The sequence below is a fragment of the Propionivibrio dicarboxylicus genome (assembly GCF_900099695.1).
Classification (GTDB): Bacteria; Pseudomonadota; Gammaproteobacteria; order Burkholderiales; family Rhodocyclaceae; genus Propionivibrio; species Propionivibrio dicarboxylicus.
In genome coordinates this window covers 52,048-76,696 of record NZ_FNCY01000020.1, presented here as the reverse complement: position 1 = coordinate 76,696, position 24,649 = coordinate 52,048, and the positions used below count along the sequence as shown (strand labels likewise).

Genomic DNA, 24,649 nt, shown 5'->3' with positions numbered 1-24,649 from the left:
ACGCCAAGATGCCCGTTGTCATAGAGCATCAGCACCGACCCCAGGAACACCATCCAGACAAAGAGAAAACGCGAAACCTCTTCCGAAAATATGATCCCGTAGTTGAACCCGTAGCGCAGTACCACGTTCCCGAATACCAGCAACACCATCAGCCCGAATATGCAGATCAGCAGCCATTCGAGCGACTTCAGCAGAATCTTTGAAAACATCAAACCCTCCCCAGGGTGTCGGCCACGGGGCATGCTGTGGCCCGATATGTCGGGATGTCTTGTCCGAAAAACGCTTCGCGGACGTTGCGAAGCGGGATGGCCGCGGTCGATCCGCGTACATAGGTATCTTGTGATTTGTGACACATAATACAACATTGCGCGGAAATGTATAGGGCGCTGAAACGAAGAGCGAGTGCCGGGTAAGACGAAAGCGCCCGCGCTCTGGATTGGCGGCGGGCGATCGCGAGGAGATGCGCGAAGGATGGGGGGCGCGTCCGCGGGCGGGCAGCGCATGCAGGGTGCGCCAGATTATTGGCGCACCGCTGCGAAAGGTCTCCGGCGTGGCGGCCTAGTTGCGGTAGCGGTTGATCAGGTCGCGCGAGGCTTGGGCGGCGAGCCGTGAGGCGTCAGCGAAGTCTTCGCCCTTGCCGGCGTAGAGGATGGCGCGCGAGTTGTTGATGATGAGGCCGGTGCCGCCAGCGGCCTTGCCGGCGTTCAGCGTCGCTTCGACGTCGCCGCCCTGGGCGCCGATACCCGGCACGAGCAGCGGCATGTCGCCGACAATTTCGCGTACGCGGGCGATTTCGCCGGGGAAGGTGGCGCCGACGACGAGGCCGCATTGCCCGGTGGTGTTCCAGTCGCGGGCGATGATGTCGGCGACGTGCTCATAGAGTTTCTTGCCGCCGACATCGAGGAATTGCAGGTCGCTGCCGCCGGGGTTCGACGTGCGACAGAGCAGGATGACGCCCTTGTCCGGGTAGGCGAGATAGGGATCGACCGAATCCTTGCCCATGTACGGGTTTACGGTCAGCGCGTCAGCCTGGTAGCGCTCGAAGGCTTCGATCGCGTACTGCTCGGCAGTGCTGCCGATATCGCCGCGCTTGGCGTCGAGAATGACCGGAACGCCGGGGTAGGTCGCGTGTACGTGGGCGATCAGCGCCTGCAGCTGGTCCTCGGCGTGGTTGGCGGCGAAGTAGGCGATTTGCGGCTTGAAGCAGCAGACCAGGTCGGACGTCGCGTCAACGATGTTTCGGCAGAATTCGAAGATTGCGTCGGGCTTGCCTTGCAGATGGGCGGGGAATTTCGCCGGGTCGGGATCGAGGCCGACGCAGAGCAGCGAGTTGTTCTTGCGCCAGGCGGCGTTGAGGGTGTCTATGAAAGTCATGGCGATTCCTTGAGTTGAGCGCAGGCGCTATTGTCGCATGCCGACGCAAGACCCCGCGATGCTCGCGGGTATTTAGAGCCTATTTCGGTAGGGCTCGTGGGCCGCGCCGACGGCCCTTCGGGTTGCCGATAGGGGCGGTGTCTGCGGCGTTGCTCCGCTTGCGCATGGAGCAACCATGCGCTGCGCCTCGCGCCTTGCATCCATCCGCCCCTATCGACAACGCAGTCCGCGAGCCCTACCGAAATAGGCTCTCAGTCGCCGCGGCGAATCCAGCCTCTTTCCCGGAAATAGCGGAAGGCGCCGTCATGGAGCGGCGCCGTCAAGCCGCTATGGACGGTGTCCATCGGGTGGAGATAGGCGAAGATCGGGTGCTGCTTGCGGAATTCGTCAAAGTGCTCGAATACGGCCGAGGCCACGGCATGGACGGTCTCGTTGGGTACCTTGGCCGAAGTGACGAAGGTGGCGACGACGCCGAACGAGCGGACCGCGTCGCGGTTGCCCGGGTAGGTGCCGCCCGGGATGGTGGTATAGGCGAAGTAGGGCGTTTCGACGACGAGCCGGTCGACGGCCGGGCCGGTGAGCGGCACGAGATGGGCGTTGCAGGCCTTGGTGATGGCCTGGAGATTGGCCGCCGGATTGCCGACGACATAACCGAGTCCGTCGATGCGGTTTTCGCACAGGGCCTTGCCGTGCTCGTCGGGCGAGAGTTCGCTGGCCCGCGAGAAATCGTTGGTGCTCATGCCGGCGGCGGCGAGCAGCATGTCGATGGTGGTGCGCGTGCCGGAGCCGGGGTTGCCGACATTGAAGCGTTTGCCGCGGAAATCTTCGAAGCGGGCAACGCCGGATTTGTCGCGCGCCAGGACGACCAGCGGCTCGGGGTAGACGGCGAAGACGGCACGCAGGTCCTTGAACGGGCCGCTGTCCTTGAATTGGCCCTGGCCTTTGGTGGCGAGATACTGGACGTCGGACTGGACGATGCCGAAGTCGAGCGCGCCGCTACGGATGGCCTCGATGTTATGGATCGATCCGCCGGTTCCCCTGGTCTGGCAGTGCAGACCGTGGCGGGCTGTGTCGCGGTTGAGCAGACGGCAGATCGTTTCGCCGGCGATGCGGTAGACGCCCGAGGCGCTGCCCGTGCCGATCGTGATTTCGCGCGTCTCGGCCGCAGCCATGCCACCCGCGAGCATTGTCGCAAGCGCTGCGGCAACGAATTTCGCTTTGGGCCGTGTCATCGTCGAGGTCTCCGGACGGGAGCGGCCCGCACTGGCGAGCCGCCTTGGAAAAAACACCCCGCAGGATAGCGCAGATGCCGATCGGATGACAGGGCAAATGCGCGAGAAACGTCGTGTGAAGGAATGACGTCCGCTTCCACCGGGGACCGCTCGGCCCGATAATGGCGGCTTTCCATAGGTCATCGGCCCATGTCTGTGTTTTCTTCGATCGAGGGATTGCTGCGCAATGCGGCGGGCTGGACGGCGATCGCCGTGTTTCTCGCCACCTACGCCTTCATTGCCGTCGGGAAATTGCCGGGCTATCACCTCGATCGTGCCGGTGCCGCCTTGCTCGGGGCCTGCCTGATGGTCTGGCTGGGCGTGATGACGCTCGACGAGGCGATCGCGGCGATCGATTTCGATACCATTGCGCTCCTGCTCGGCATGATGATTGTCGTCGCCAATCTGCGCCTGTCGGGTTTCTTCCACTGGGTCAACGACTGGGTCGTGCAGCGCGCGCGCCATCCGTTGGCGCTGCTGGCGACGATCGTCGTGTTGTCGGGCGTGCTCTCGGCCTTTCTCGTGAACGACACGATCTGTGTCGTCATGACGCCCCTGGTACTCGAACTGACGCTGCGCCTGCGGCGTAATCCGGTGCCTTACCTGCTGGCGGTGGCGCTGGCCTCGAACGTCGGCAGCGTCGCAACGATCACCGGCAATCCGCAGAACATGATCGTCGGCAGTCTGTCGCGGATGTCCTACGGCGACTTCGCCATGGCCCTGGCGCCCGTGGCGCTGATCGGCCTCGGCTTGACGGTGCTCTTGCTGGCCGTGTTCTATCGGCAGGAATTCCTGACGCGCGAACCGTTTGCGCCGTCGCCCGCTCGCCCGGCACGTTATCTGCCGCCGGTGATACTGAAGTCGCTGATCGTGCTGGTGGCGATGGTGCTGCTGTTCCTGTTCGGACAGCCAGTGTCGAAGGTTGCAATCCTCGGCGGCGCTTTCCTGTTGTTCACGCGCCGCATCAAGGCGTACAAGGTGTATCGGGAAATCGACTGGCCGCTGCTGGTGATGTTCGCCGGCCTGTTCGTTGTCGTCGCTGCCTTCGAGCGTGTGGCGGTGACGCCCGGCGTGATTGCCGCCGTGGCGCGTCAGCATCTCGATCATGTCGGTGTGCTGACGCTGCTCACCGCCGGACTGTCGAATCTGGTCAGCAACGTGCCGGCGGTGCTGATGCTCAAGCCCTTCGTGGTCAGCTTGCCCGATCCAGAACGCGCCTGGCGCGTCGTCGCCATGGCCTCGACCTTGGCCGGCAACTTCACGCTGGTCGGTTCGGTCGCCAATCTGATCGTCGCCCAGCGCGCCCAGAGTGCCGGCGTGCCGATCGGCTTCTGGGTGTATTTCCGCGTTGGTGCGCCGCTGACGGTGCTGACCTTGCTGTTCGGTGTCTTCTGGGTTTAGGGGGTATAACCCCGCACCCCTTATTTCGCCGTCTTGCCCCAGGAATCCTTGAGCGTGACCGTGCGGTTGAAGACCGGCGCGCCGTCCTTCGAGTCGACGCGGTCGGCGACGAAGTAGCCGTGCCGTTCGAACTGGAAGCGCTCGTCCGGTTTTGCTGACTTGAGCGCCGGTTCGAGTTGGGCGGTGATGCGTTCGATGCTGTGCGGATTGAGATCGTCGAGGAAGTCACGACCGCCGCTGCCCGGGGCCGGGTTCGAGAAGAGCCGGTCGTAGAGACGTACTTCGGTCGGATAGGCGTCGGCCGCCGAGACCCAGTGCAGATTGCCCTTGACCTTGTAGTTGTCGGCGCCCGGCGTGCCACTCTTGGAATCGGGCATGTATTCGCAGTGCACCGCGACGACCTTGCCGTCGGCGTCCTTGTCGCAGCCCACGCACTTGACGACGAAGCCGTAGCGCAGGCGGGCCATGTTGCCCGGATAGAGCCGGTGATAGCCCTTGCTCGGCGTTTCCATGAAGTCTTCGCGCTCGATCCAGAGCTCGCGACCGAAGGGCATGGCGCGCTTGCCGAGTTCCGGCTTGAGCGGGTGGTTCGGGGCGAAACAGTCTTCGCGCGCGCCTTCGGGGTAGTTGTCGATGATCAGCTTGAGCGGGTCGAGCACGGCGACGCGACGCTCGGCGGTTTCATTGAGGACTTCGCGCATGCAGTCCTCGAACAGCGCGTAGTCGATCAGCGAGTCGGCCTTGGAGACGCCGATGCGTTCGGCGAACAGGTGGAAGCCGTCGGGCGTGTAGCCGCGCCGGCGCGCGCCGACGAGCGTCGGCATGCGCGGGTCATCCCAGCCGGAGACGTGCTTTTCCTCGACAAGCTGGATCAGCTTGCGCTTGGAGAGGACGACGTAGGTCAGGTTGAGGCGCGAGAATTCGATCTGTTGCGGCACCGGGCGCTGCAGCAGGCCGCCAGCGGCAAGATGGTCGAGCAGCCAGTCGTAGAACGGGCGCTGATCCTCGAATTCGAGCGTGCAGATCGAGTGCGTGATGTTTTCGAGCGCGTCCTCGATCGGGTGCGCGAAGGTGTACATCGGATAGACGCACCACTTGTCGCCGGTGTTGTGGTGCGTGGCGTGACGGATGCGGTAGATGGCCGGGTCGCGCAGGTTGATGTTCGGCGAGGCCATGTCGATCTTGGCGCGCAGGATGTGCGCGCCGTCGGCGAATTCGCCCGATTGCATGCGGCGGAAGAGTTCCAGGTTTTCTTCCGGCGTGCGCGAACGGTATGGGGAATCCTTGCCGGCTTCGGTGAGCGTGCCGCGGTTGGCGCGCATTTCCTCGGCGTTCTGGCTGTCGACGTAGGCGAGTCCGGCCTCGATCAGGTATTCGGCGCAGGCGACCATCCAGTCGAAGTAGTTGGAGGCGTAGTAGAGGTTGGTCTCGTCGCCGTCGCCCCAGGAGAAGCCGAGCCAGCGGACGGCGTCGACGATCGAGTCGACGTATTCCTTCTCTTCCTTCTCCGGGTTGGTGTCGTCAAAACGCAGGTGGCAACGGCCGCCGTAATCGCGCGCCAGGCCGAAGTTCAGGCAGATCGACTTGGCGTGGCCGAAGTGCAGGTAGCCGTTGGGCTCGGGCGGGAAGCGCGTGCGGATTTTCGCTGCGTCGAGTTCGCCGTCGAGTTGCTGCTTCGCCAGTCCCGGCTGACCCGACCAGTGGCGCTGGGCATGCTTGCCGGCAGCGAGATCGGCGTCGATGATGTTACGGATGAAGTTGGTCGCGGGTGCGTTTGCGTCGGTGTTGGCGTTCTTGGCGGTGTTGCTCACGGCGGATTCCTCAATGTTCCAAGTCCGCTATTCTAACCGCAGCCAGCCTCCGCCTTCCATTCTGCCTGATTAAGAGCCTATTTCGGTAGGGATCGTCGGCCGCGCCGACGGCCCTTTGGGCTGCCGATAGGGGCGGTGTCTGCGGCGTTGCTCCGCTTGCGCATGGAACAACCATGCGCTGCGCCTCGCGCCTTGCATCCCTCCGCCCCTATCGACAACGCGGCCCGCGAGCCCTACCGAAACAGGCTTTAAACCATTCAGCGAGGCTGCGAACTTCTCCGGTTTCGGCCAGTGCCCGGTCGATGCGTGCGTGGTTGCCCCAGATGACGGTGGTGAGTTTTCCCTCGGCGTCCTGCGCCGCGATTCGCCCACAGACAAGCAAGCGGTCGCGTTCGGCGTAGAAACCGTAGGTGCGGCAGGCGGTTGGGCGATGCGCGTATACCGGACAGGCGCCGGTTGCCGGGTCGAGCAGCGGGCAGGTGACCGGGCGCGCCGGGGTCGGGCCGAGATCGGCCAGTCGCTGCCGAATGGCCGCGCGCTGCGGTTCGTCGAGCGTGGACAACCCGGTCTGCAGCAACGCCCATTCGCTGTGTGTCAGCCGCGGCAGTTCGGCCAGTTGTCGACAGCAGCCGTCACAGCCTTTGCCGCACAGCCAGTCGGGGTGGCTGGCGCGGATGTTGTCGACGCGGGCGTCGATTTCCTGATGGAGGTCGGTCAGGGCGCTCATGCGTGCTCGCCCAGCAGCGTCTCGATCGCCTCGCGCAGTTCATCGACCGAATCGACGACGCGGGTGGCGCCGGCGAAATCGTGATCGCGCATCAGCGGGTGGCGCAGGATGATGCAGCGCAGTCCGGCGGCACGGGCGGCGGCGAGTCCGCGCGGCGAATCCTCGACGACCAGGCATTCGTCGGCCGGCTTGCCGATACGTTCGACGCCGAGCAGGTAGGGATCGGGCGCCGGCTTGCTGCGTTTATAGGTTTCGGCCGTCAGGGCGAAAGAAAAATGACGGAGCAGGTCGTGCCGGCGGTGGATCGATGTAAAGCTTTCCTGCGTTGCGCTGGTGACGATGCCCATGGCGACGCGGCCGTGGAGATCGGCGAGCAGGGCTTCGATGCCGGGCGTCAGCAGCGATCCGGCTTCTTCGAGCAATTGCAGGTGGATGACGTTGCGTTCGTTGCGCCAGTGGTCGATCTGCGCCCGGCTGGCGTTCGCGTCGAGCAGGTGCCAGGCGCCGCGGCTTTCGCAGAGATACCAGCGGCAGAATTGTTCTTCAGTCAGTTCGATGCCGTGGCGGCGCAGGTAGATGCGATTGGCTTCGAAGTAATAGTGTTCGGTGTCGACGAGAACGCCGTCGTTGTCCCAGAGTATGGCGGAAAGCATGGTCGTGTCGGCGCGCGCAGGGACGCATATTTTACCGTCATGGCCAGGGGTGTGGTGATGGCGATGCCCGATTCCGCGATAATACGGAATTCCCCGGTCTTGTCGGAGCGTGTGATCATGTCCTTCCTTGATGTTTTGGCCAAGCTGTCGCGGCTCGACTGGATCGGACTCGTCTGGTTCCTGGTGTGCTGGCTCGGCTTTGAACTCGTCGTGGACCGCGGCTGGCTGGGTAAGGCGCGGCTGCAGGAGGAAACGCACAAGCAGCGACTGGCCTGGGGGGGCTCGATGGTGCGACGCGAGAACCGCATTCTCGACAGCTCGCTGATCGCCAACCTGCTGCAAAGCCTGTCCTTCTATGCGAATACTTCGATCTACATCATCGGCGCGCTGTTCGCGGCGCTGGGCGCGCTCGATCAGTTGATCGCCACCGCCTCCGAACTGCCGTTCTCGCCGCGCGTGTTGTCGCGCGAGGCGGTCGAGATCAAGCTGCTGATCCTGATCAGCGTCTTCGTCGTCGCCTATTTCAAATTCACCTGGTCGCTGCGCCAGTTCAACCTGCTCTCGATCACCGTCGGCTCGGTGCCGCACGAGGTCGCCGAAGCCGAGGTCGAGTATTACGCGCGCAAATTCGCGGCGGTCAACACCTGTGCCGGAAACGATTTCAACCGTGGTCTCCGCGCCTATTACTTCGGCATGGCGGTGATGTCGTGGATGGTGTCGGCCTGGGCCTTTATCGGTGCGACGGCGGTGATTGCGGTGGTGCTGGCGCGACGCGAATTCGATTCGCCGGTGCTGATGGCCTTGCGCAGCCTCGACGAGTCCTAGGGGGTGTTCACCATCAACCGTTGGATTGCGTTGCATCCTGCGCCGGATGGGGCTGCAAGGCGCGTGCTGCGGTAAAATCGCAGCCCCGCCCGTTTTCCTCGCCTTGTCGCCCCCGTTGCCGTGAACTCCAGATCCGCCCGTTCAGAATTCGATGATTGCCTTGCCACCGACCAGCGCCGTCTGCGTTCGATGGCGCGCGACCTGCGCCATCTCTTCGGCGCCAAGCGTGATGCGTTGCAGGCGGATTTTGAGAAACTGATCGAAAAGTCGCGGGCGGCGGTGGCGGTGCGTCGCGAGAACCTGCCGACACCGAAATTTCCGGCCGAACTGCCGGTCAACGAGCGCCGCGCCGAAATCGCCGCGCTGATTGCCAAGCATCAGGTGGTCATCGTCTGCGGCGAGACCGGCTCGGGCAAGACGACGCAGTTGCCGAAGATCTGCCTCGAACTCGGGCGCGGAACTACCGGCCTGATCGGCCACACGCAACCGCGCCGTATCGCCGCGCGTTCGACGGCGGCGCGCATCGCGCAGGAACTCGAGAGCGAACTCGGACGTCATGTCGGCTACAAGATCCGCTTCACCGATCGCACCTCGCCGCAGTCCTACGTCAAGTTGATGACCGACGGCATCCTGCTGGCCGAGACGCAGGGCGATCCGTGGTTGCTCAACTATGACACCCTGATTATCGACGAGGCGCATGAGCGCAGCCTCAACATCGACTTCCTGCTCGGCTATCTCAAGCAGTTGTTGCCGAAGCGCCCCGATCTCAAGCTGATCATCACCTCGGCGACGATCGATGCCGAGCGCTTCGCGCAGCATTTCAACCAAGCGCCGGTGATCGAGGTGTCCGGGCGGCTCTATCCGGTCGACATCCGCTACCGGCCGGTGCAGGCCGAGGAAGCCGAGGACGAAGACGAGCGCGATCTTTATGACGCGATCGTCGATGCCTGCGACGAATTGAATCGCATCGGGCCGGGCGACATCCTCGTTTTCCTGCCGGGCGAGCGCGAAATCCGTGAGGCGGCCGAAGCGCTGAGAAAGCACACTTTCGGGCGCGGCGGCGCGAGTACCGAGATCCTGCCGCTCTTCGCCCGCCTCTCGGCCGAGGAACAGTCGCGCATTTTCCGGCCGCACCAGGGACGGCGCATCGTCCTGGCGACCAACGTTGCCGAGACCTCGCTGACGGTGCCGGGCATCCGCTACGTCGTCGATACGGGCCTGGCGCGCATCAAGCGCTATTCCTACCGCAACAAGGTCGAGCAGTTGCAGGTCGAGAAGATCGCGCAGGCCTCGGCCAACCAGCGCGCCGGGCGCTGTGGACGCGTTTCGGCAGGCGTCTGCATCCGCTTGTATGACGAAGAGGATTTCGCCCGGCGGCCGGCCTATGCCGATCCGGAAATCCTGCGCTCATCGTTGGCTGGTGTCATCCTGCGCATGAAATCGCTGCGCCTCGGCGATGTCGAGTCTTTCCCCTTCCTCGAAGCGCCGCCGCCCAAGGCGATCAACGACGGCTACCAGTTGTTGCAGGAACTGGGGGCCGTCACCGAGGAGCGGGCGCTCACCCCGGTCGGCCAGGAACTCGCCAAGCTGCCGCTCGATCCGCGCGTGGCGCGCATGATCGTCGCCGCGCGCGACGAGGGCTGTCTCAACGAAATGCTGATCATCGCCGCCGCGCTGACCGTCCAGGACCCGCGCGAGCGGCCGCAGGAAAAGCAGGGCACGGCCGATGCTGCGCACAAGAAATTCGCCGACGAGAAGTCGGAATTCCTGTCCTGGCTCAAGCTCTGGCAGTGGTACGAAGGCGAGCTCGAACACAAGAAATCGCAGCGCAAGCTGGTGCAGGCCTGTCACGCCAATTTCCTCTCGGCGCTGCGCATGCGCGAATGGCATGACATCCACACGCAACTGCATGCGGTGGCGACCGAGCACGGCTGGAAAATAAAAGCCAGCCCCCCACCCCCCTTCCCGGGGAAGGGGGCGCCCACCCGCTCGCAAGACTCGCAAGACGACGATGATCCTGCCTTGGGACGGCCCGGCGGCAGGATAAACCAGATTCCGGCGAACTACGACGCGATCCATCGGGCGCTGCTGTCGGGCCTGCTCGGCAATATCGGCTGCAAGTCGGAGGATTCCGGCCATTATCTCGGCGCGCGCGGCATCAAGTTCCTGATTCATCCGGGTTCGACGCTGGCCAAGAAAGCCGGTAAATGGGTCGCTGCCGCCGAGATCACCGAGACGACCAAACTCTTTGCCCGCTGTGTCGCGCGCATCGAGCCGGAGTGGCTCGAACAGGTGGGGGCGCACCTGATCAAGCGCAGCCACTTCGATCCGCACTGGGAGAAGAAGGCGATGCAGGCGATCGCCTTCGAGCGGTCGACGCTGTATGGCATCGTCGTCAATCCGAAGAAGCGCGTCAATTACGGGCCGATGAATCCGGCCGAGGCGCGCGAACTGTTCATTCGCGAAGGCTTGGTCGGCGGCGAGATCGCCGAGGAATATGCCAAACGCTGGGCGTTCTACACGCACAACCATCAGTTGATGCTCGACATCGAGACGCTCGAGCACAAGTCGCGGCGCCCCGACGTGCTGGTCGATGACGAGCTGATCGTCGCCTTCTATGACCGCATCATTCCCGAGGGCATCACCAACGGTGCCGACTTCGACAAGTGGCGCAAGGAAGCCGAGCGCGCCACACCGAAGCTGCTTCACCTCAAACGCGAAGACCTGATGCGCCACGAGGCGGCGGGCGTGACGACCGAGGCCTTTCCGCACACGATCCGGCTCGGCGGCGTCGATTTCGATTTGAGCTATCAGTTTGAGCCGGGATCGCCGAAGGACGGCGTCACAATCACCGTGCCGCTCGCCCAGCTCAACCAGATTCCTGCCGCCCGCAGCGAGTGGCTGGTGCCGGGCTTGCTCAAGGAAAAGGTCGTGCAGCTCGTCAAGACGCTGCCGCAGAAAATCCGTTCAAAGCTCGTGCCCGTGCCCGATTTCGCCGCCGACTTTGTCGCGGCGGTGCCGCCCTCCGACAAGGCGCTGATTCCGGCGTTGATCCACTACATCCTGCAGTCGCGCGGCCTCAATGCCCGAGGCTGGGAGATCACGCCGGACGCTTTCCGGCCCGATGCGATTCCGGCGCATTTCTCGTTCAATTTCCGGCTCGTCGATGAGCATGGCCGCCAGCTCGGCATGAGCCGTAATCTTGCCGAACTGCGCGGAGAATGGGGCGGGCAGGCCAAGCAGGAATTCTCCGAGCTGCACGAAACGCCGGCCGAATACGCCGGCATGACCGACTGGAACTTCGGCGAATTGCCCGAGCTCATGGAGGTCGATGTCGGCGGCCAGCGCATCGTCGGTTATCCGGGGCTGTCGGACGACGGCGATTCGGTCTCGTTATGCGTCTTCGACTCGCTCGAGGAGGCCCAGACGGTCCATGGCGCTGGCTTGTTGCGCTTGTTCAAGCTGCAGTTCCGCGAGCAGCTCAAGTATTTCGAAAAGAATCTGCCGGGACTGACGCAGATGGCGATGCAGTTCATGACGCTCGGCTCGCAGGAAGACCTGCGTAACCAGTTGCTCGATGTCGTGCTGCGTCGCGCCTGCCTGATTGAGCCGTGGCCGACCGACGCGGCGGCGTTCCGGCAGCGCTGCAGCGAAGCCAAGCCCCGTCTCGGGTTGATCGCGCAGGAAATCTGCCGGCTGGTCGGGCTGATCCTCACCGAATGGCAGGCGGTACAGAAGAAACTGCCGGCCTTCAAGGCACATGCGGCGGCGGTGCAGGACATCGAAAAACAGCTCGGAAGGCTCGTTGGCAAGCGCTTTGTCGCCGAGACGCCGTTCGAACGTCTCCAGCATCTGCCGCGTTATTTGAAAGCGGTGTCGATGCGGCTCGACAAGCTCCGCGCCAATCCCTCGCGCGATGCCTCGCTGCTTGCCGAGTACGCACCGCTATGGACGAACTACGAGCGGCGCGCCATCGTCCTCGCCAAGCAGGGCGTCATGAATCCGCAGGTCGAACAGTTCCGCTGGCTGCTGGAAGAGTTGCGCGTGCAGCTTTTCGCTCAGGAATTGCGCACGCCGGCGCCGGTGTCGGTGAAGCGCCTGCAGAAGATGTGGGAGGCTTTATGAATATCCTCTTGCTGGCGCTCGCCCGCAGCGTCGGCTCGCTCGGGCGTCTGCGCGTCTGGCGCGAGTTGCTGGTGCCAGCGGTGCTGGCCTTGGTCGTCATGGCCGGTCTTTCCTTCTTCCTGCTCGATCAGTTGGTCGCCTTCCTGCTCGATGAGCCGCCGGTGCGCTGGATCGCGTCCTGGGGCGCGCTGGCGCTCGCGCATCTGTTGGCCTCGCTCGGCGGCTGGCTGCTGCTCCTCTCGGCCGCGTATCTGGTCGCCGTCGTGCTGGCCGGCATCCTGGTGATGCCGCGCCTGCTCGACCTCCTGTCGTCCGGCGATTATGCCGATGTCGAACGGCGCGGCAAGGACAGCGCGCTCGCTTCGACTGCCAATAGCCTGTGGGCGGCGCTGCTCTTCCTGCTCGGCGGTGTGCTGACGCTGCCGCTCTGGTTGATCCCGGGGGCGGGTTTGTTCCTGCCGCTCTTCTGGATGGCCTGGCTCAACCGCCGAACTTTCGCCTACGACGCGCTGTCCCTGCATGCGACGCCGGCCGAATGGCAGGAACTGCGGCGTCGCCATGCCGGTGCGCTGTTCGGCCTCGGGTTGTTCATGGCGGTGCTGTCGCACGTGCCCGTCCTCGGCCTGCTGGCGCCATCGCTGGCGGCGCTGGCGTATATTCATACCTGTCTCGAGGCCTTGCGCCGCTTGCGCAGCGCGCCGACGGCCATCGAATTCAATCGGGAGAACGCATGAACTTTGGTGCTTTGATCATCGGTGACGAAATCCTGTCGGGTAAACGCCAGGACGCGCATTTTGCCAAGCTGGCGGCCTTGCTGGCGGCGCGCGGACTGCGCTTGTCCTGGGTCGAGTACATGGGCGACGAACGTCCGCGCCTGGCCGCGGCCTTGCGCCGTAGTTTCGAGGCCGGCGACGTCGTCTTCAGCTTCGGCGGCATCGGCAACACGCCCGACGACCACACGCGCCAGGCAGCGGCCGAAGCACTCGGCGTCGACCTCGTCCTGCATCCGGATGCCGAGCGCGAAATTCGCGCGCGCTTCGGCGACCAGATCACCGCCAACCGCTTGCTGCTCGGCGTTTTTCCGCGCGGCGTCGAGACGATCCCGAATCCGTTCAACCGCATTCCCGGCTTTCGCATCCGCGATCATCACTTCCTGCCAGGTTTTCCGCAGATGGCGCATCCGATGGCCGAGTGGGTGCTCGATACCTACTATTCGCACCTGTTCAACCGGAAGCCGCTCGTCGACAAAGCCTTCCTGTTGACTGGCGACCGGGCGGTGGAGAGCGGTTTGCTCGATCTGATGGAACGCATCGTCGCCGACTACCCGTCGTTGCGCCTCTATAGCCTGCCGTCGATCGGTGAGGATGGGCAGCGTCGGCACCTGGAGTTGGGGGTCGAGGGCGACGGCGAACTCGTCGACCGGGCGCTCGAAGAGATCCGTCAGGAGGTCGAGCGGCGCGACATCACCTGGCGCTGGCGCGGCTGAGGCCGCGCCGGTTCTCGCCCGATCAGGGGCGGACGGTATCCGACGGACGCAGGCTCAGCGGCGCCGTCTTGTCGGGCGTTTCCTCGCCTTTCTTCTTCGGCTGGATGATGGCGCGAACCCGCGCCTGCTGCGTGCCGACGGCGCTGCGTTGCTCGCCGCTGCCGGTCGTGACCAGGTATTTCTCGGTCAGCGCGTTGTAGGAGATGTACTGTCCCTTGACTTCGTCATCGCCGTTCTTGACCCAGGCGCGGATGAAGAACTGGGTGTGTTCCTCGCGTGCGTCGTGTTCGATACGCTCGGCTTCGCCTTCGATATAGTCGTCCTTGCCCTCGCGCTTCTGGCGGAAATAGGCAAGGCCGCGCGCGCCGCCGGTGGCGACGCCTTTCTGGAAGCCGTCGGCATCCTGCGTGACCACCAGTCGGTTGGTGCGCAGTTGCAGTGTGCCCTGAATCAGCACGACGTTGCCTTCGAAGATCTGGACCTTGGCGATGTCGTCAAGGCTGACCCGGTCGGCCTCGATGTTGATCGGCTTTTCTCGGTCGGCCTTTTCGGCCATCGCCGGCAAGGCGAGGGCGGTCAGCAGGCAGGCGACGGTCAGGCGGAGGAATGTTGTCGTCATGGTGTCTATTTCTTCGCGTGGCGGCTTTCCAGGAGGGCGCGCGCTTTCGATTCGAGAACGTAGGTCTGCATCCGGTAGTCCATCTGCAGGCCGGTGCCGGTCACCCAGGATTCGCCTTGCGTGATGCGTACCGGGCTGCGGGTGAAGGCTTTTTCGTCGTTGGGGAACACGGTGAGTTCGGCCATGGTGCCGACCGTTGCCGGGTCCTTCTTCGTTGCCGAACGCTCGATGCGCACGTTGCCATAGAGATCGACGCGTTCGTTGTCGTCGCTGGCGTGGGCGGTGTCGGCTTTCGTCGTGATCGTCGGTCCTTTGGCGCTCAGATAGACGAGGTCCGGCTTGATCAGGTCACTGCTGCCGTCGTCCGGATAGTGGTGGATCTCGGCGGCTTTCAGCGTGTAGGCGAGCGTGCCGGACGGGCCGATCTTGCGTAGCGTCGCGTCGCTGACGATGAAGTCGGGGTCGTGGCGGTGTTTGCCGTCATGACGGATTTCCGGTAGCTCGGTGGCATAACGCAGCCAGAAGGTCAGCGCTGCCAGGGCGCCCAGCAGCGTCAGCGGAAAGAGTGCGCTGCCCCAGTGCTTCATTGTCCGGTCGCCAGCAAGTAGCCGGAGAAGCTCTCGTCGAGCTTGCCCTGGGCTTCGAGGATGAATTCGCACACTTCGCGTGCAGCGCCGCGGCCGCCGGGACGGTCGACGACCAGCGTGGCCTGTTGCGCGACCAACCGGTGGGCGTCTTCGGGCGCGGCCGAGAAGCCGCACAGCGCCATTGCCTGCAGGTCGATGACGTCATCGCCCATGAAGCCGGCTTCTTCCGGCGTCAGGCCTTGTTCTGCGAGCAGGGTGCGGAGGCACTCGAGCTTGTTTGACACGCCCTGATAGACGAGGTCGATGTTGAGGTTCTGCATGCGCACTTCGACGCAGCGTGCGCGCCGTCCGGTGATGATCGCCAGCCGGATGCCGGCGTTCTGCAGCATGCGCATGCCATGACCGTCGCGCGTGTTGAATACCTTGATCTCGTCGCCGGCGTCGGTGATGTAGAGCGAGGCGTCGGTGAGCACGCCGTCGACGTCGAATACCATCAGCTTGATGCGCGACGCCCGGTCGCGCGCCGTGTCCTGAACTTTCATCAAATGGCCTTGGCCTGGAAAAGGTCGTGCATGTTGAGTGCGCCGACGAGGATGCCGTCGTCGTCGACGACCGGGATCTGATTGATCTTGAAGCGCTCCATCATCTCGACGGCTTCGTCTACCAGCTTGTCCGGATGCATGACCCGCGGTTTGGCGGTCATGATGTCGCGGGCGACGAGGCCATGAAGATCCGGATGCTTGAGCACGGCGCGGCGCAGGTCGCCGTCGGTGAAGATGCCAAGCACCTGGCGTTCGGTCGAAACGACGACCGTCATGCCGATGGTGCCGCGGGTGATTTCGCAGACACAGGCAGCGACGTTTGCCTCGGGCGGTACGACTGGGATCGCTTCGCCGGTGCGCATGACTTCGCGGACGCGGATGATCTTGAGTTGGCGCCGGCCGAGCGAGCCGCCGGGATGCGAGCGCGCGAAATCCTCGGCATCGAAGCCGCGAGCGTCGAGAAGGGCAACGGCGATGGCATCGCCCATTGCCAGTGCGGCCGTCGTGCTCGCGGTCGGCGCCAGGTTGAGCGGGCAGGCTTCCTGGGCAACGCCGGCGTCGAGATGGGCGTCGGCATCCCGTGCCAGTGTCGACGCAGAATTGCCGGTCATGGCGATGAGCTTGGCCCCCTGGCGCTTGATAGCCGGCAGGATGTTGAGCAATTCGTCGCTCTCGCCCGAGTTGGAAATGGCGATGACGACATCTTCGCCGGTGATCATGCCCAAGTCCCCGTGGCTGGCCTCGGCGGGGTGAACGAAGAAGGCCGGCGTGCCAGTGCTGGCCAGCGTCGCGGCGATTTTTCGGCCGACGTGTCCGGACTTGCCGATGCCACTGACGATGACGCGCCCGCGGCTGTTCAGGATGAGTTCCAGGGCGCACAGGAAGGTGTCGTCAAGACGGCTCGTCAGCGCCAGTACGGCCTCGCCTTCGATGCGAAGCACCTGCCGGGCAAGGTCGAGCGCTTGGTATGAGGGGCGGATCGGATTCATGGGCGACGTTCGGTAGAATCGGCCAAGTATATCAGAAGCCACCCTCCGGCCTGAACGCCACGCGCTGTCCGAACAGTTCGGCAGGGGCGGCCAGGTGGTTCAGAATGCCGCGCAGACAGTGTAGGGCGTTTCGTTGGCGATGCTCTCGGTGGGTTCGCCCCGTTTTTCCGCACCGTTGTAGCCAGTTGTCATGGTGCGGACGGAACCGTTGTCGGTGGCGCCGTCATCGAGGGCGATATCGATCTGTTTGGCGAGTTTTCCCGGGATCGCGTCGGAACAGGCGAAAAACGCGCCGGTCATGCCGACGATCGGCGTCGCGCTCTGTATGCCGAGGCGGCCGCCTTGGGTATTGCGCGGCAGCGCTGTCGCTGTCGAAAAATCGATCGGGCCGCTCGCGAGATTGGCGAGGCGAATATGCTGCCAGAATGCCAGCGACTCGTCGGTGGCCGCGCTCGAGTTGTAGAGGCCCTCGATGCGTCCGTTGCCGAGGGTTTCGGGCGTCGGCGTGAGCAGGCCGGCGGTGGCGCCCAGATGCGCCCGGGCACCGGGATCGTCGCCGGGAATGGCGCGGAATTTGTCCTGATAGCTGTAAAGAAGCAGCGGAATCGTGCGGAAATCGTTGCCCAGGGCTTTTGCCTTGGTGCTGTCGATCAACTCCTGCCCTTTCAGGATGCCGCTGAGCAGCAGGCCGATGATGACGAGCACGATCGCCATTTCAATGAGAGAGAAACCCAAGTCGGGCATCGGACGGCGGAAACTTTGCATGTCGAACTCCGTGGTGAGGTTGCAGTGCCTCCTTCTACACGGGTTTGCTTCACTGCAAAATGAACTAGTTCGCTCTTTTCGGTTGTCGTTGCGCTGTCTGCGGACCGAAGGATGTGTCGGGCCGAGTTGTCGACCGGGGCACTCAGTTATTGCTCGGCGATGACCAAAGCTCGTTGAGGTCCGGGAAATTCCATTTGGCCGGGTCTTCGCGGTTGGCGATCTTTTCCATGCAGTTGGGCCGGGACAGGTCGACAACTTCGGGCGGAATGCGCGCGTGCGAACGCGTCGAGTAGAAGATCTTGACTCTCGGGCTGAGCAGCGATTTCTCGGACTGTTCAATGACGATGCCCAGTCGGCCGGAGTCGAGCTTGACGAGCGAACCGATCGGGTAGATGCCGAGGCTCTTGACGAATGCCTGGAAAACACGCTGGTCAAAGTGGCCGTTGGCCCATTCCGCCATTTTTCGCAGTGATTCGGCGGGGTCCCAGCCCGCTTTGTACGGCCGGTTTGAGGTGATGGCGTCATAGACGTCGCAGACTGCCCCCATCTTGGCGTACAGGCTGATCTCGGCGTCCTTCAGGCCCTTGGGGTAGCCCGAACCGTCGGTTTTTTCGTGGTGGTGCAGAACGACGTCGAAGGCCATCGTGTCGGCGCCGCTACCGTTGAGCAAGCGATGGCCTTCGAGCGGATGGCGCTTGATGATGGCGAATTCCTCGTCGGTCAGTTTTCCGGGTTTGTTCAGCACTTCCATCGGCATCATCGCTTTGCCGAGGTCGTGCAGCAGGCCTGCGATACCGGCCGAACGGGTTTCTTGCGCATCCAGCCCGAGTTGCCGGGCCAGCGCGATCATCAGCGCGCAGACGGCAACGGAGTGCATGTAGGTGTAATCATCGGCGGTTTTCAGGCGCGCCAGGCTGATCAGCGCGCCGGGGTTGCGACTGACCGAATCGGAAATCTCCTCGACCAGTTGTTGTGCGCCGGCGGCATTGACCGCCTTGCCCATGCGCGCTTCCTGGAACATCGAGGTGACGGCACGCTTGGCCTGGGCGCAGATCTTGGTGGCGCGCTCGATTTCGGCGGCAATCGGTACGGGGGCGATCTGCCGTTGGGCCTGTGCGGCCTGGTTGAGTTCGGCGTCTACCTGAGCTTCGGTCTCGGCGACGGAGATGGTCGGGATGTCCGGCGCAACGTCGAGACCTTTGCGGCAATCGATCCAGACTTCCTTGATGCTGCTGGTCCGAATGGTTTTCAGATCGTCGGGATCGCTGACGACGAACGACGTGCGCCAGAACGGATGTTCCATCCAGGAGCCGCAGAACTCCTTGATATGCATTCCGAGAGTCAGTTGTTCGACGCTGATTTTCTTAAGCATTGGCTATAGGGAAAGGCCGTTTTGTCGCGAGTCTACACCGAAATCCGATCCTTCGGTCCGCGTTGCTCCGGTGGGAAGGATGAAAAATGCGCTGGCATTCCAATGCCAGCGCATTCTTGTTGAAGACTTCCTTTTCTTGCGGGCCGGTCGGTATCGCTGCCGATCGGCCCGGTTCCGGTAGATTACAGACCGGCGTCGGCGCGCAGTGCGGCGGCCTTGTCGGTTGCTTCCCAGGTGAACTCCGGCTCGTCGCGACCGAAGTGGCCGTAGGCTGCCGTCTTGGCGTAGATCGGGCGCAGCAGGTTGAGCGACTGGATGATGCCCTTGGGACGCAGGTCGAAGTGCTTGCCGATGAGTTCGACGATCTTCGTGTCGGCGATCTTGCCCGTGCCGAAGGTGTCGACCATCAACGAGACCGGCTTGGCGACGCCGATCGCGTAGGCGATCTGCACTTCGCAGCGGTCGGCAAGGCCGGCGGCAACGACGTTCTTGGCAACGTAACGCGCCGCATAGGCGGCCGAGCGGTCGACCTTTGACGGATCCTTGCCCGAGAAAGCGCCGCCGCCGTGACGTGCCATGCCGCCGTAGCTGTCAACGATGATCTTGCGCCCGGTCAGGCCGCAGTCGCCGTGTGGTCCGCCGACGACGAAACGACCGGTCGGGTTGACGAGGTAACGCGTTTCAGCGGAGATCAGTTCCTTCGGGAGGACCGGCTTGATGATTTCTTCGATCACGGCTTCCGAAATCTGTGCGTGCGAGACGTCCGGGCCATGCTGGGTGGAGAGCACGACGGTGTCGATCGCGACCGGCTTGTTGTCGACGTACTTGACCGTCAGCTGGCTCTTGGCATCCGGGCGCAGCCAGGGCAGGCGGCCGTCGCGGCGTACTTCAGCCTGGCGCTCCATCAAACGATGCGCGTAATAGATCGGCAGCGGCATCAGGGTCGGCGTTTCGTTGCAGGCGTAGCCGAACATCAGGCCCTGGTCGCCGGCACCCTGATCGAGGTCGATGCCCTGACCTTCATTGACGCCCTGCGCGATGTCGGGCGACTGGCGGTTGATGGCGGCGAGCACGGCGCAGCTCTTATAGTCGAAGCCGATCTCGGAGTCGTTGTAGCCGATGCGGCGGACGGTCTCCTGGGCGATTTCACGATAGTTGATGTGTGCCTTGGTGGTGATCTCGCCGGAGATGACGACGAGGCCGGTCGATACCAGCGTCTCGCAGGCGACGCGACCTTTCGGGTCTTCGGCCAGGATGGCGTCGAGCACCGAGTCGGAAATCTGGTCGGCGACTTTGTCGGGATGGCCTTCGGATACCGATTCGGAAGTAAAAAGATACTCGTGCGACATGTGCTTCTGCTCCAAATGAAAACCCCGGTCGGCTGGCGTTGCCGGCTCCGGGGTTCGAGCAGACGACGCTTTAGCAGTATTTTGAAACCGGTTTTCCGATTTCGTTCGCCCCGCAAGTTGTCCTGATTAACTCGGCGAATGGGATAATTGTAGTTTCTCGTGAATGTCGGGTCAAACCGGATCGTTGCAGAGGTTTTCGTGATCTTTCTATTTCGTGTGTTGAGTTATGCCCCCTTGTCCTGGCTGCATGCGCTGGGGGCCGGTCTCGGCGGGTTGATCTGGGCGCTGTCGCCGACTTATCGCCGCCATCTGGACGAGAATCTGACCTTGGCGTTGGGGGAAACGGCGGCGCGAAAAATTCGTTCGTCCGCCATCGCCCATGCCGGTCGCCAGGCCATGGAGTTGCCGAAGATCTGGCTGCGTCCGCAGGATGAAGTCATCCAGCGTGTGGTGAAAATTACCGGCTGGGAACTCGCCGAGCAGGCGATGCGCGAGGGAAAAGGCATTCTTTATCTGACGCCGCATTTGGGATGCTACGAGATCATCAGTCATTATCTTTCCAGGTATGCGCCGATTACGGTCATGTACCGGCCGCCGAAGCGGCGCTGGATGCAGATGCTGATCGAGACCGGGCGGAAGCGGGATGGCTTGCAGATCGCGACTGCCGATCTTTCCGGCGTGAGGACCTTGCTCAAGGCGTTAAAAAGGGGCGAGGCCGTCGGTATGCTGCCTGACCAGGCGCCGAAAGTCGGAGAAGGGCTTTGGGTCGATTTTTTTGGCAAGCCGGCTTACACCATGACGCTGGCGGCACGGTTGAGCGAAAGCGGTGCCGCCGTCATCATGCTCTGGGTCGAACGTTTGCCGGCGGGGGCAGGATTCCATTTTCACTTGCAAGCGCCGCGGCAAGCGTTGGCCGGATCGACCGAAAATCGTGCGCAACAGATCAGTCACGAGATCGAGGCGCTGATTCGTCAATGTCCGGCGCAATATCTCTGGGGCTATAACCGCTACAAGCGGCCGGCGGGGGCCGAGCCGCCACCGGGAGCGGGCGAGAAAACCGCCTAAGAGCGCCCTGCGCTGGCGGCGGTTATCGTCGCGGCGAACGGCACCCCGAGCGGGGTGCCGCTGTGCGCGGGAGGCTTCAGACGCGGCGTCCGATCGGGTAGTACTCGAAGCCTTCGCGCTGGATCGTCGCCGGGTCGTACAGGTTGCGACCGTCGAAAATGACCGGCGCCTTGAGCAGCGATTTCATGGCGGCGAAATCGGGACTGCGGAACGCTTTCCACTCGGTGACGATGAGCAGCGCGTCGGCATCGGCGAGGGCTTTCATCGGCGTGTCGACGAGCGTGAGATCGGGGCGGTCGCCGTAGATGCGATGCGTTTCCTCCATCGCCGCCGGGTCATAGGCGGTGACGCTGGCGCCCATCGCCCAGAGTGCTTCCATCATGACGCGGCTCGGCGCCTCGCGCATGTCGTCGGTGTTGGGCTTGAAGGCCAGCCCCCAGAGCGCGAAGCGGCGTCCAGCCAGGGCTTCGCCGAAGCGCGCCTTGAGCTTGGTGATCAACACGCTCTTCTGAGCTTCGTTGGCCTCTTCGACCGCGTTGAGGACGCGCAACGGCGCGCCGCTTTCTTCTGCCGTCCGGCGCAGCGCCTGGACGTCCTTCGGGAAGCACGAGCCACCATAGCCGCAACCGGCGTAAAGGAAGTGGTAGCCGATGCGGGGGTCGGAACCGATGCCCTGGCGCACGAGTTCGATGTCGGCGCCGAGCTTCTCGGCCAGGACGGCGAGTTCGTTCATGAAGGAAATGCGTGTGGCCAGCATCGCGTTGGCGGCGTACTTGGTCAGTTCGGCCGAGCGGATGTCCATGGTCACGAGGCGTTCGTGGTTGCGCTGGAACGGTGCGTAGAGACGACGCAGCAGTTGCGTGGCTTGTTCGTTGTCGGTGCCGATGACGATGCGATCGGGCTTCATGAAGTCCTCGATGGCCGCGCCTTCCTTGAGGAATTCGGGGTTCGAGGCGACCGAGAAGTCGATATCGACGCCGCGGCTGCCGAGTTCTTCGCGAATGGCGGCGCGGACGCGGTCGGCGGTGCCGACCGGGACGGTCGATTTGTCGACGACGAGTTTGTAGCCGGTCATGTGGCGTCCGATGTTACGGGCTGCCGCGGTGACGTATTGCAGGTCGGCAGAACCGTCTTCGTCGGGGGGCGTGCCGACGGCGATGAACTGGATGTCGCCGAAATGCACGGCGGCCTCGATGTCGGTGGTGAACTGCAGGCGGCCGGCCGCGACGTTGCGCCGGACGAGGTCGTCGAGACCGGGTTCGAAGATCGGGATGCCGCCCGACTTGAGCAGGTCGATCTTGCGCGGATCGACGTCGAGGCAGAGGACGTCGTTGCCGACTTCCGCGAGACAGGTGCCCGTGACCAGGCCGACATAGCCGGTGCCGATGAGGGTGATTTTCATGGAGAGGTCTTCAAGGGGGAAAAAATCAATACGCGATTCTAGCGCAGGCGGCGGTAAAGGTTCAGCAGTTCGTCGGCCATGTGGCCGAGACCGAGGTCAGCCACAGCGGCGCGCGCCGCCGCACGCATGCCGTCGGCTTGGCCCGGGGCGCTGAGGATGTCGAGATGGGCGGCGAGCCGGTCGATGTCGAGCGCATCGCCGACGAAGCCATTCTCGCCGTCGCGGATGCGGGCGGCGATGCCGCAAGTCGTCGAGGTGATCGTCGGCAATCCGCAGGCGAGCGCTTCAAGGGCGGCGTTCGGCATCGGGTCGTAGCGTGTCGGCAGGACAAAAGCATCGGCCATGCCGTAATACGGCAGGACGTCTTTCTGTGGCCCGGCGAAAATGATGCGTGCATCAAGGCCGAGGCGGGCGGCCTGCGTGCGGTAGGCGGCGGCGTGACGGTCTTCGCCGACGATGACGAGGCGGCTGTGCCGATGGCGGCAGCGCGCCAGCGCTTCGATGAGCTGCGGCACACCTTTGCGGGCGAAGCCGCTGCCGACGTAGAGGAAGACCGGGCCGTCCGGATCGAGTCCGAGCGCCTCGCGCTGCTTTACCCGCCAGAGGTCGGCGACGCGCGGATGGTACTGGTCGAGGTCGATGCCGTTTTCGATGACGACCAGCTTGCTTTCGGGGACGTCGTAATACTGGCGCATCTCCTCGCGGACCATCACCGAGTTGCAGATGACGGCACGCAATTCCGGGGCGGCGAGCATCGCCGCTTCCTGCGCGAGGATGAAACGGTGAAAGGGGGCGAGTCGTGTGGCATAACGGGCCAGCGGCGACTGGTCGCGGCCGCGGTGATCGAGCCAGGCGGCGTGGACGCCGTCGCCGGCGCGGAAAATCATGCAGCCGGGGATGCGTTCGTGCGACTGGGTGATGTCATAGTCGCCGTTGCGCATCTCACGCTGCGCGCATTTGGCGAAGCTGCGGTCGCGCGCGGCGCGGCCACCGAAGAGTTTGGAATACCCAGGGTCGCAGCGTTGTTGACGGAAACCTTCGCGTGGCGCGCCGCTCCAGTCGCGCGTGATCAGCGTGATCTCCGCACCCTCGCGCACGAGCGCGCCGAGCGCGCGTTCGATGAAACGCTCGGCGCCGCCGAACGGGTTGTAGCGCTGACGCACGAGCGCAAGGCGAAGCGGGCGTTCGGTGGTATTCATGCAGACAGCAATTCCTCGACGGCCTGCCAGACCTGCGTCAGCGGCAATGTCACCAGACAGTCGCTGACCTTGCTGCCGGCGCAGCCGTCCAGGCCACAAGGGCGGCATGGATGGGACGTGCTGGCGACAACCCGGTGCGGCACGCCCCACGGCCCCCATTCCTTGTCGCCCGAGGGACCGAACAACGCGACGACCGGCGTCCCCATGGCCGCGGCGATGTGCATGGGCGCCGAGTCGACACCGATGAACAGTCGTGCGCGGGCGGCCAGCGCCGCCAGTTCCTTGAGCGAGAGCTGGCCGGCGAAGCTGAATGCCGGGGTGGCGACCTTTGCCTGGATCGCTTCGATCATGCGCCGCTCTTCGGCGTCGGGCGCGGCGGACAATACGACGGCATGGCCGGCGGCGTGTAGCCGATCGACCAGTGCGGCCATGTTGTCGACGGTCCAGCACTTGAAGAACCAACGCGAGGCCGGGTGCAGATGGATGAAGGCTTGCCGGGAGATGCCGATTTCCTGCAGTAATGCGTCGACGCGGGTTTCGGCGGCAGGGCCGGGAACCAGCGAGAGCCGACGGGAATCCGGTGTCGGCTGAATGCCGAGTCGGCGCAGGGCGTCGAGGTTCAGTTCAACGGTATGACGCAGGGCGTGGCGCGGTGTCGGGTAGAAATGGCTGAAGGCGTTTTGCCACCACCGTCCGCGCCCGCCGGTGCGCGGCGCGACCGACCAGCGCGCACTGCAGCAGCGGGCAATCCAGGCACCGCGCGGGTGGTTGGTGAGATGAATGACGAGGTCGTAGCGGCGGGCGCGCAGGGCGCGCAGCAGTTGCAGTTCGGCGCTGATGTGACCCCAAGGACCCAACTTCTTCCAGCGGGGGTCGATGACATGTAATTGATCGATGGCCGGATGCTGCGACAACATGTCGGCCGTGTCGGCGTAGACGAGCGCATCGATGTCAGCCAGCGGCGCATGTGCTTTCAGCACCGAGAATACCGGCGAACTGAGCAGCACGTCGCCGTGATGGCGCAGCTTGACGACCAGCACGCGGCGGAGACGGTCGAGAGGAATGGTGTCCTTGAGCATGGCGGGAT

General features: G+C 63.9%; 22 protein-coding genes. 6 read left to right on the top strand and 16 right to left on the bottom strand.

What is annotated here, in order from left to right; genetic code table 11:
* The 3 genes from BLR25_RS17920 to BLR25_RS17910 all read right to left on the bottom strand — a co-directional run.
* A partial coding sequence (locus BLR25_RS17920) for a TRAP transporter small permease (RefSeq protein WP_143009910.1) occupies nt 1-209 on the bottom strand: 209 nt, incomplete at its 3' end.
* 349 nt (nt 210-558) lie between these two features.
* Nucleotides 559-1,374: an orotidine-5'-phosphate decarboxylase gene (gene pyrF, locus BLR25_RS17915; protein ID WP_091939642.1), complete on the bottom strand. Its 816-nt coding sequence runs from the start codon at nt 1,372-1,374 to the stop codon at nt 559-561.
* Nucleotides 1,375-1,625: 251 nt separating this feature from the next.
* Nucleotides 1,626-2,606, bottom strand: a complete 981-nt coding sequence (locus tag BLR25_RS17910) for a TAXI family TRAP transporter solute-binding subunit (RefSeq protein WP_091939641.1) — start codon at nt 2,604-2,606, stop codon at nt 1,626-1,628.
* Between the two features lie 189 nt (nt 2,607-2,795).
* Between BLR25_RS17910 and BLR25_RS17905 the strand changes: the two genes are divergently transcribed.
* Entirely contained in the window at nt 2,796-4,046 is a 1,251-nt protein-coding gene (locus BLR25_RS17905) for an anion transporter (RefSeq protein WP_091939639.1), read from the top strand.
* A 20-nt stretch (nt 4,047-4,066) separates the two neighbouring features.
* Here the strand turns inward: BLR25_RS17905 and BLR25_RS17900 are convergent, their stop codons facing one another.
* The 3 genes from BLR25_RS17900 to BLR25_RS17890 all read right to left on the bottom strand — a co-directional run bounded on the left by BLR25_RS17900 (nt 4,067) and on the right by BLR25_RS17890 (nt 7,237).
* Entirely contained in the window at nt 4,067-5,857 is a 1,791-nt protein-coding gene (locus BLR25_RS17900; RefSeq protein ID WP_091939637.1) for a glutamine--tRNA ligase/YqeY domain fusion protein, read from the bottom strand.
* 208 nt (nt 5,858-6,065) lie between these two features.
* Nucleotides 6,066-6,584 (bottom strand): YkgJ family cysteine cluster protein, encoded by a 519-nt coding sequence (locus BLR25_RS17895; RefSeq protein ID WP_091939635.1) that lies wholly within the window; start codon nt 6,582-6,584, stop codon nt 6,066-6,068.
* Nucleotides 6,581-7,237, bottom strand: coding sequence for an HAD family hydrolase (locus BLR25_RS17890; protein ID WP_091939633.1), 657 nt, complete (start codon nt 7,235-7,237; stop codon nt 6,581-6,583). Before BLR25_RS17890 ends, BLR25_RS17895 begins: the two co-directional genes overlap by 4 nt.
* Nucleotides 7,238-7,354: 117 nt before the next feature.
* On the opposite strand from BLR25_RS17890, the gene BLR25_RS17885 reads away from it, so the two are divergent.
* From BLR25_RS17885 to BLR25_RS17870, 4 genes are all read left to right on the top strand, one after another.
* A complete protein-coding gene (locus tag BLR25_RS17885; protein ID WP_091939631.1) occupies nt 7,355-8,062 on the top strand; it encodes a DUF599 domain-containing protein in 708 nt (235 codons plus the stop codon).
* A 120-nt stretch (nt 8,063-8,182) separates the two neighbouring features.
* Entirely contained in the window at nt 8,183-12,187 is a 4,005-nt protein-coding gene (hrpA, locus tag BLR25_RS21575) for an ATP-dependent RNA helicase HrpA (protein ID WP_281245602.1), read from the top strand.
* On the top strand, nt 12,184-12,921 hold the full coding sequence (locus tag BLR25_RS17875) for an EI24 domain-containing protein (protein ID WP_091939629.1): 738 nt from the start codon (nt 12,184-12,186) through the stop codon (nt 12,919-12,921). Before hrpA ends, BLR25_RS17875 begins: the two co-directional genes overlap by 4 nt.
* Nucleotides 12,918-13,673 (top strand): competence/damage-inducible protein A, encoded by a 756-nt coding sequence (locus tag BLR25_RS17870; protein WP_091939627.1) that lies wholly within the window; start codon nt 12,918-12,920, stop codon nt 13,671-13,673. Before BLR25_RS17875 ends, BLR25_RS17870 begins: the two co-directional genes overlap by 4 nt.
* 22 nt (nt 13,674-13,695) lie before the next feature.
* Here BLR25_RS17870 and lptA read toward each other — a convergent pair whose 3' ends face one another.
* From lptA to metK, 7 genes are all read right to left on the bottom strand, one after another.
* Nucleotides 13,696-14,292, bottom strand: a complete 597-nt coding sequence (gene lptA, locus BLR25_RS17865) for a lipopolysaccharide transport periplasmic protein LptA (RefSeq protein ID WP_091939625.1) — start codon at nt 14,290-14,292, stop codon at nt 13,696-13,698.
* 5 nt (nt 14,293-14,297) lie between these two features.
* Entirely contained in the window at nt 14,298-14,879 is a 582-nt protein-coding gene (gene lptC / locus BLR25_RS17860) for an LPS export ABC transporter periplasmic protein LptC (protein WP_091939623.1), read from the bottom strand.
* Nucleotides 14,876-15,421 carry a KdsC family phosphatase gene (locus BLR25_RS17855; protein ID WP_091939621.1) on the bottom strand — a complete coding sequence of 182 codons (546 nt, stop codon included), beginning with the start codon at nt 15,419-15,421 and terminating at the stop codon, nt 14,876-14,878. Before BLR25_RS17855 ends, lptC begins: the two co-directional genes overlap by 4 nt.
* The gene (locus BLR25_RS17850) at nt 15,421-16,410 is read right to left on the bottom strand and encodes a KpsF/GutQ family sugar-phosphate isomerase (RefSeq protein WP_091939619.1); all 990 of its coding nucleotides are present in this window, start codon (nt 16,408-16,410) and stop codon (nt 15,421-15,423) included. Before BLR25_RS17850 ends, BLR25_RS17855 begins: the two co-directional genes overlap by 1 nt.
* A 99-nt stretch (nt 16,411-16,509) precedes the next feature.
* The gene (locus tag BLR25_RS17845) at nt 16,510-17,175 is read right to left on the bottom strand and encodes a type II secretion system protein (RefSeq protein WP_245715603.1); all 666 of its coding nucleotides are present in this window, start codon (nt 17,173-17,175) and stop codon (nt 16,510-16,512) included.
* Nucleotides 17,176-17,317: 142 nt separating this feature from the next.
* Nucleotides 17,318-18,547, bottom strand: coding sequence for a cyclic di-GMP phosphodiesterase (locus tag BLR25_RS17840; RefSeq protein WP_091939616.1), 1,230 nt, complete (start codon nt 18,545-18,547; stop codon nt 17,318-17,320).
* A gap of 182 nt (nt 18,548-18,729) precedes the next feature.
* Nucleotides 18,730-19,896, bottom strand: coding sequence for a methionine adenosyltransferase (metK, locus tag BLR25_RS17835; protein WP_091939613.1), 1,167 nt, complete (start codon nt 19,894-19,896; stop codon nt 18,730-18,732).
* A 198-nt stretch (nt 19,897-20,094) separates the two neighbouring features.
* Between metK and BLR25_RS17830 the strand changes: the two genes are divergently transcribed.
* Nucleotides 20,095-20,961 carry a lysophospholipid acyltransferase family protein gene (locus tag BLR25_RS17830; RefSeq protein WP_091939654.1) on the top strand — a complete coding sequence of 289 codons (867 nt, stop codon included), beginning with the start codon at nt 20,095-20,097 and terminating at the stop codon, nt 20,959-20,961.
* 76 nt (nt 20,962-21,037) lie between these two features.
* Here BLR25_RS17830 and BLR25_RS17825 read toward each other — a convergent pair whose 3' ends face one another.
* Genes BLR25_RS17825 through rfaQ form a run of 3 tightly spaced genes read right to left on the bottom strand, consistent with a single transcriptional unit; the run spans nt 21,038 to nt 24,641 of the window.
* Nucleotides 21,038-22,363 carry a UDP-glucose dehydrogenase family protein gene (locus BLR25_RS17825; RefSeq protein ID WP_091939611.1) on the bottom strand — a complete coding sequence of 442 codons (1,326 nt, stop codon included), beginning with the start codon at nt 22,361-22,363 and terminating at the stop codon, nt 21,038-21,040.
* Nucleotides 22,364-22,401: 38 nt separating this feature from the next.
* The gene (locus BLR25_RS17820) at nt 22,402-23,562 is read right to left on the bottom strand and encodes a glycosyltransferase family 4 protein (RefSeq protein WP_091939608.1); all 1,161 of its coding nucleotides are present in this window, start codon (nt 23,560-23,562) and stop codon (nt 22,402-22,404) included.
* On the bottom strand, nt 23,559-24,641 hold the full coding sequence (gene rfaQ, locus BLR25_RS17815; RefSeq protein ID WP_091939606.1) for a putative lipopolysaccharide heptosyltransferase III: 1,083 nt from the start codon (nt 24,639-24,641) through the stop codon (nt 23,559-23,561). The genes BLR25_RS17820 and rfaQ overlap by 4 nt, the downstream gene beginning before the upstream one ends.
* Nucleotides 24,642-24,649 lie beyond the last annotated feature (8 nt).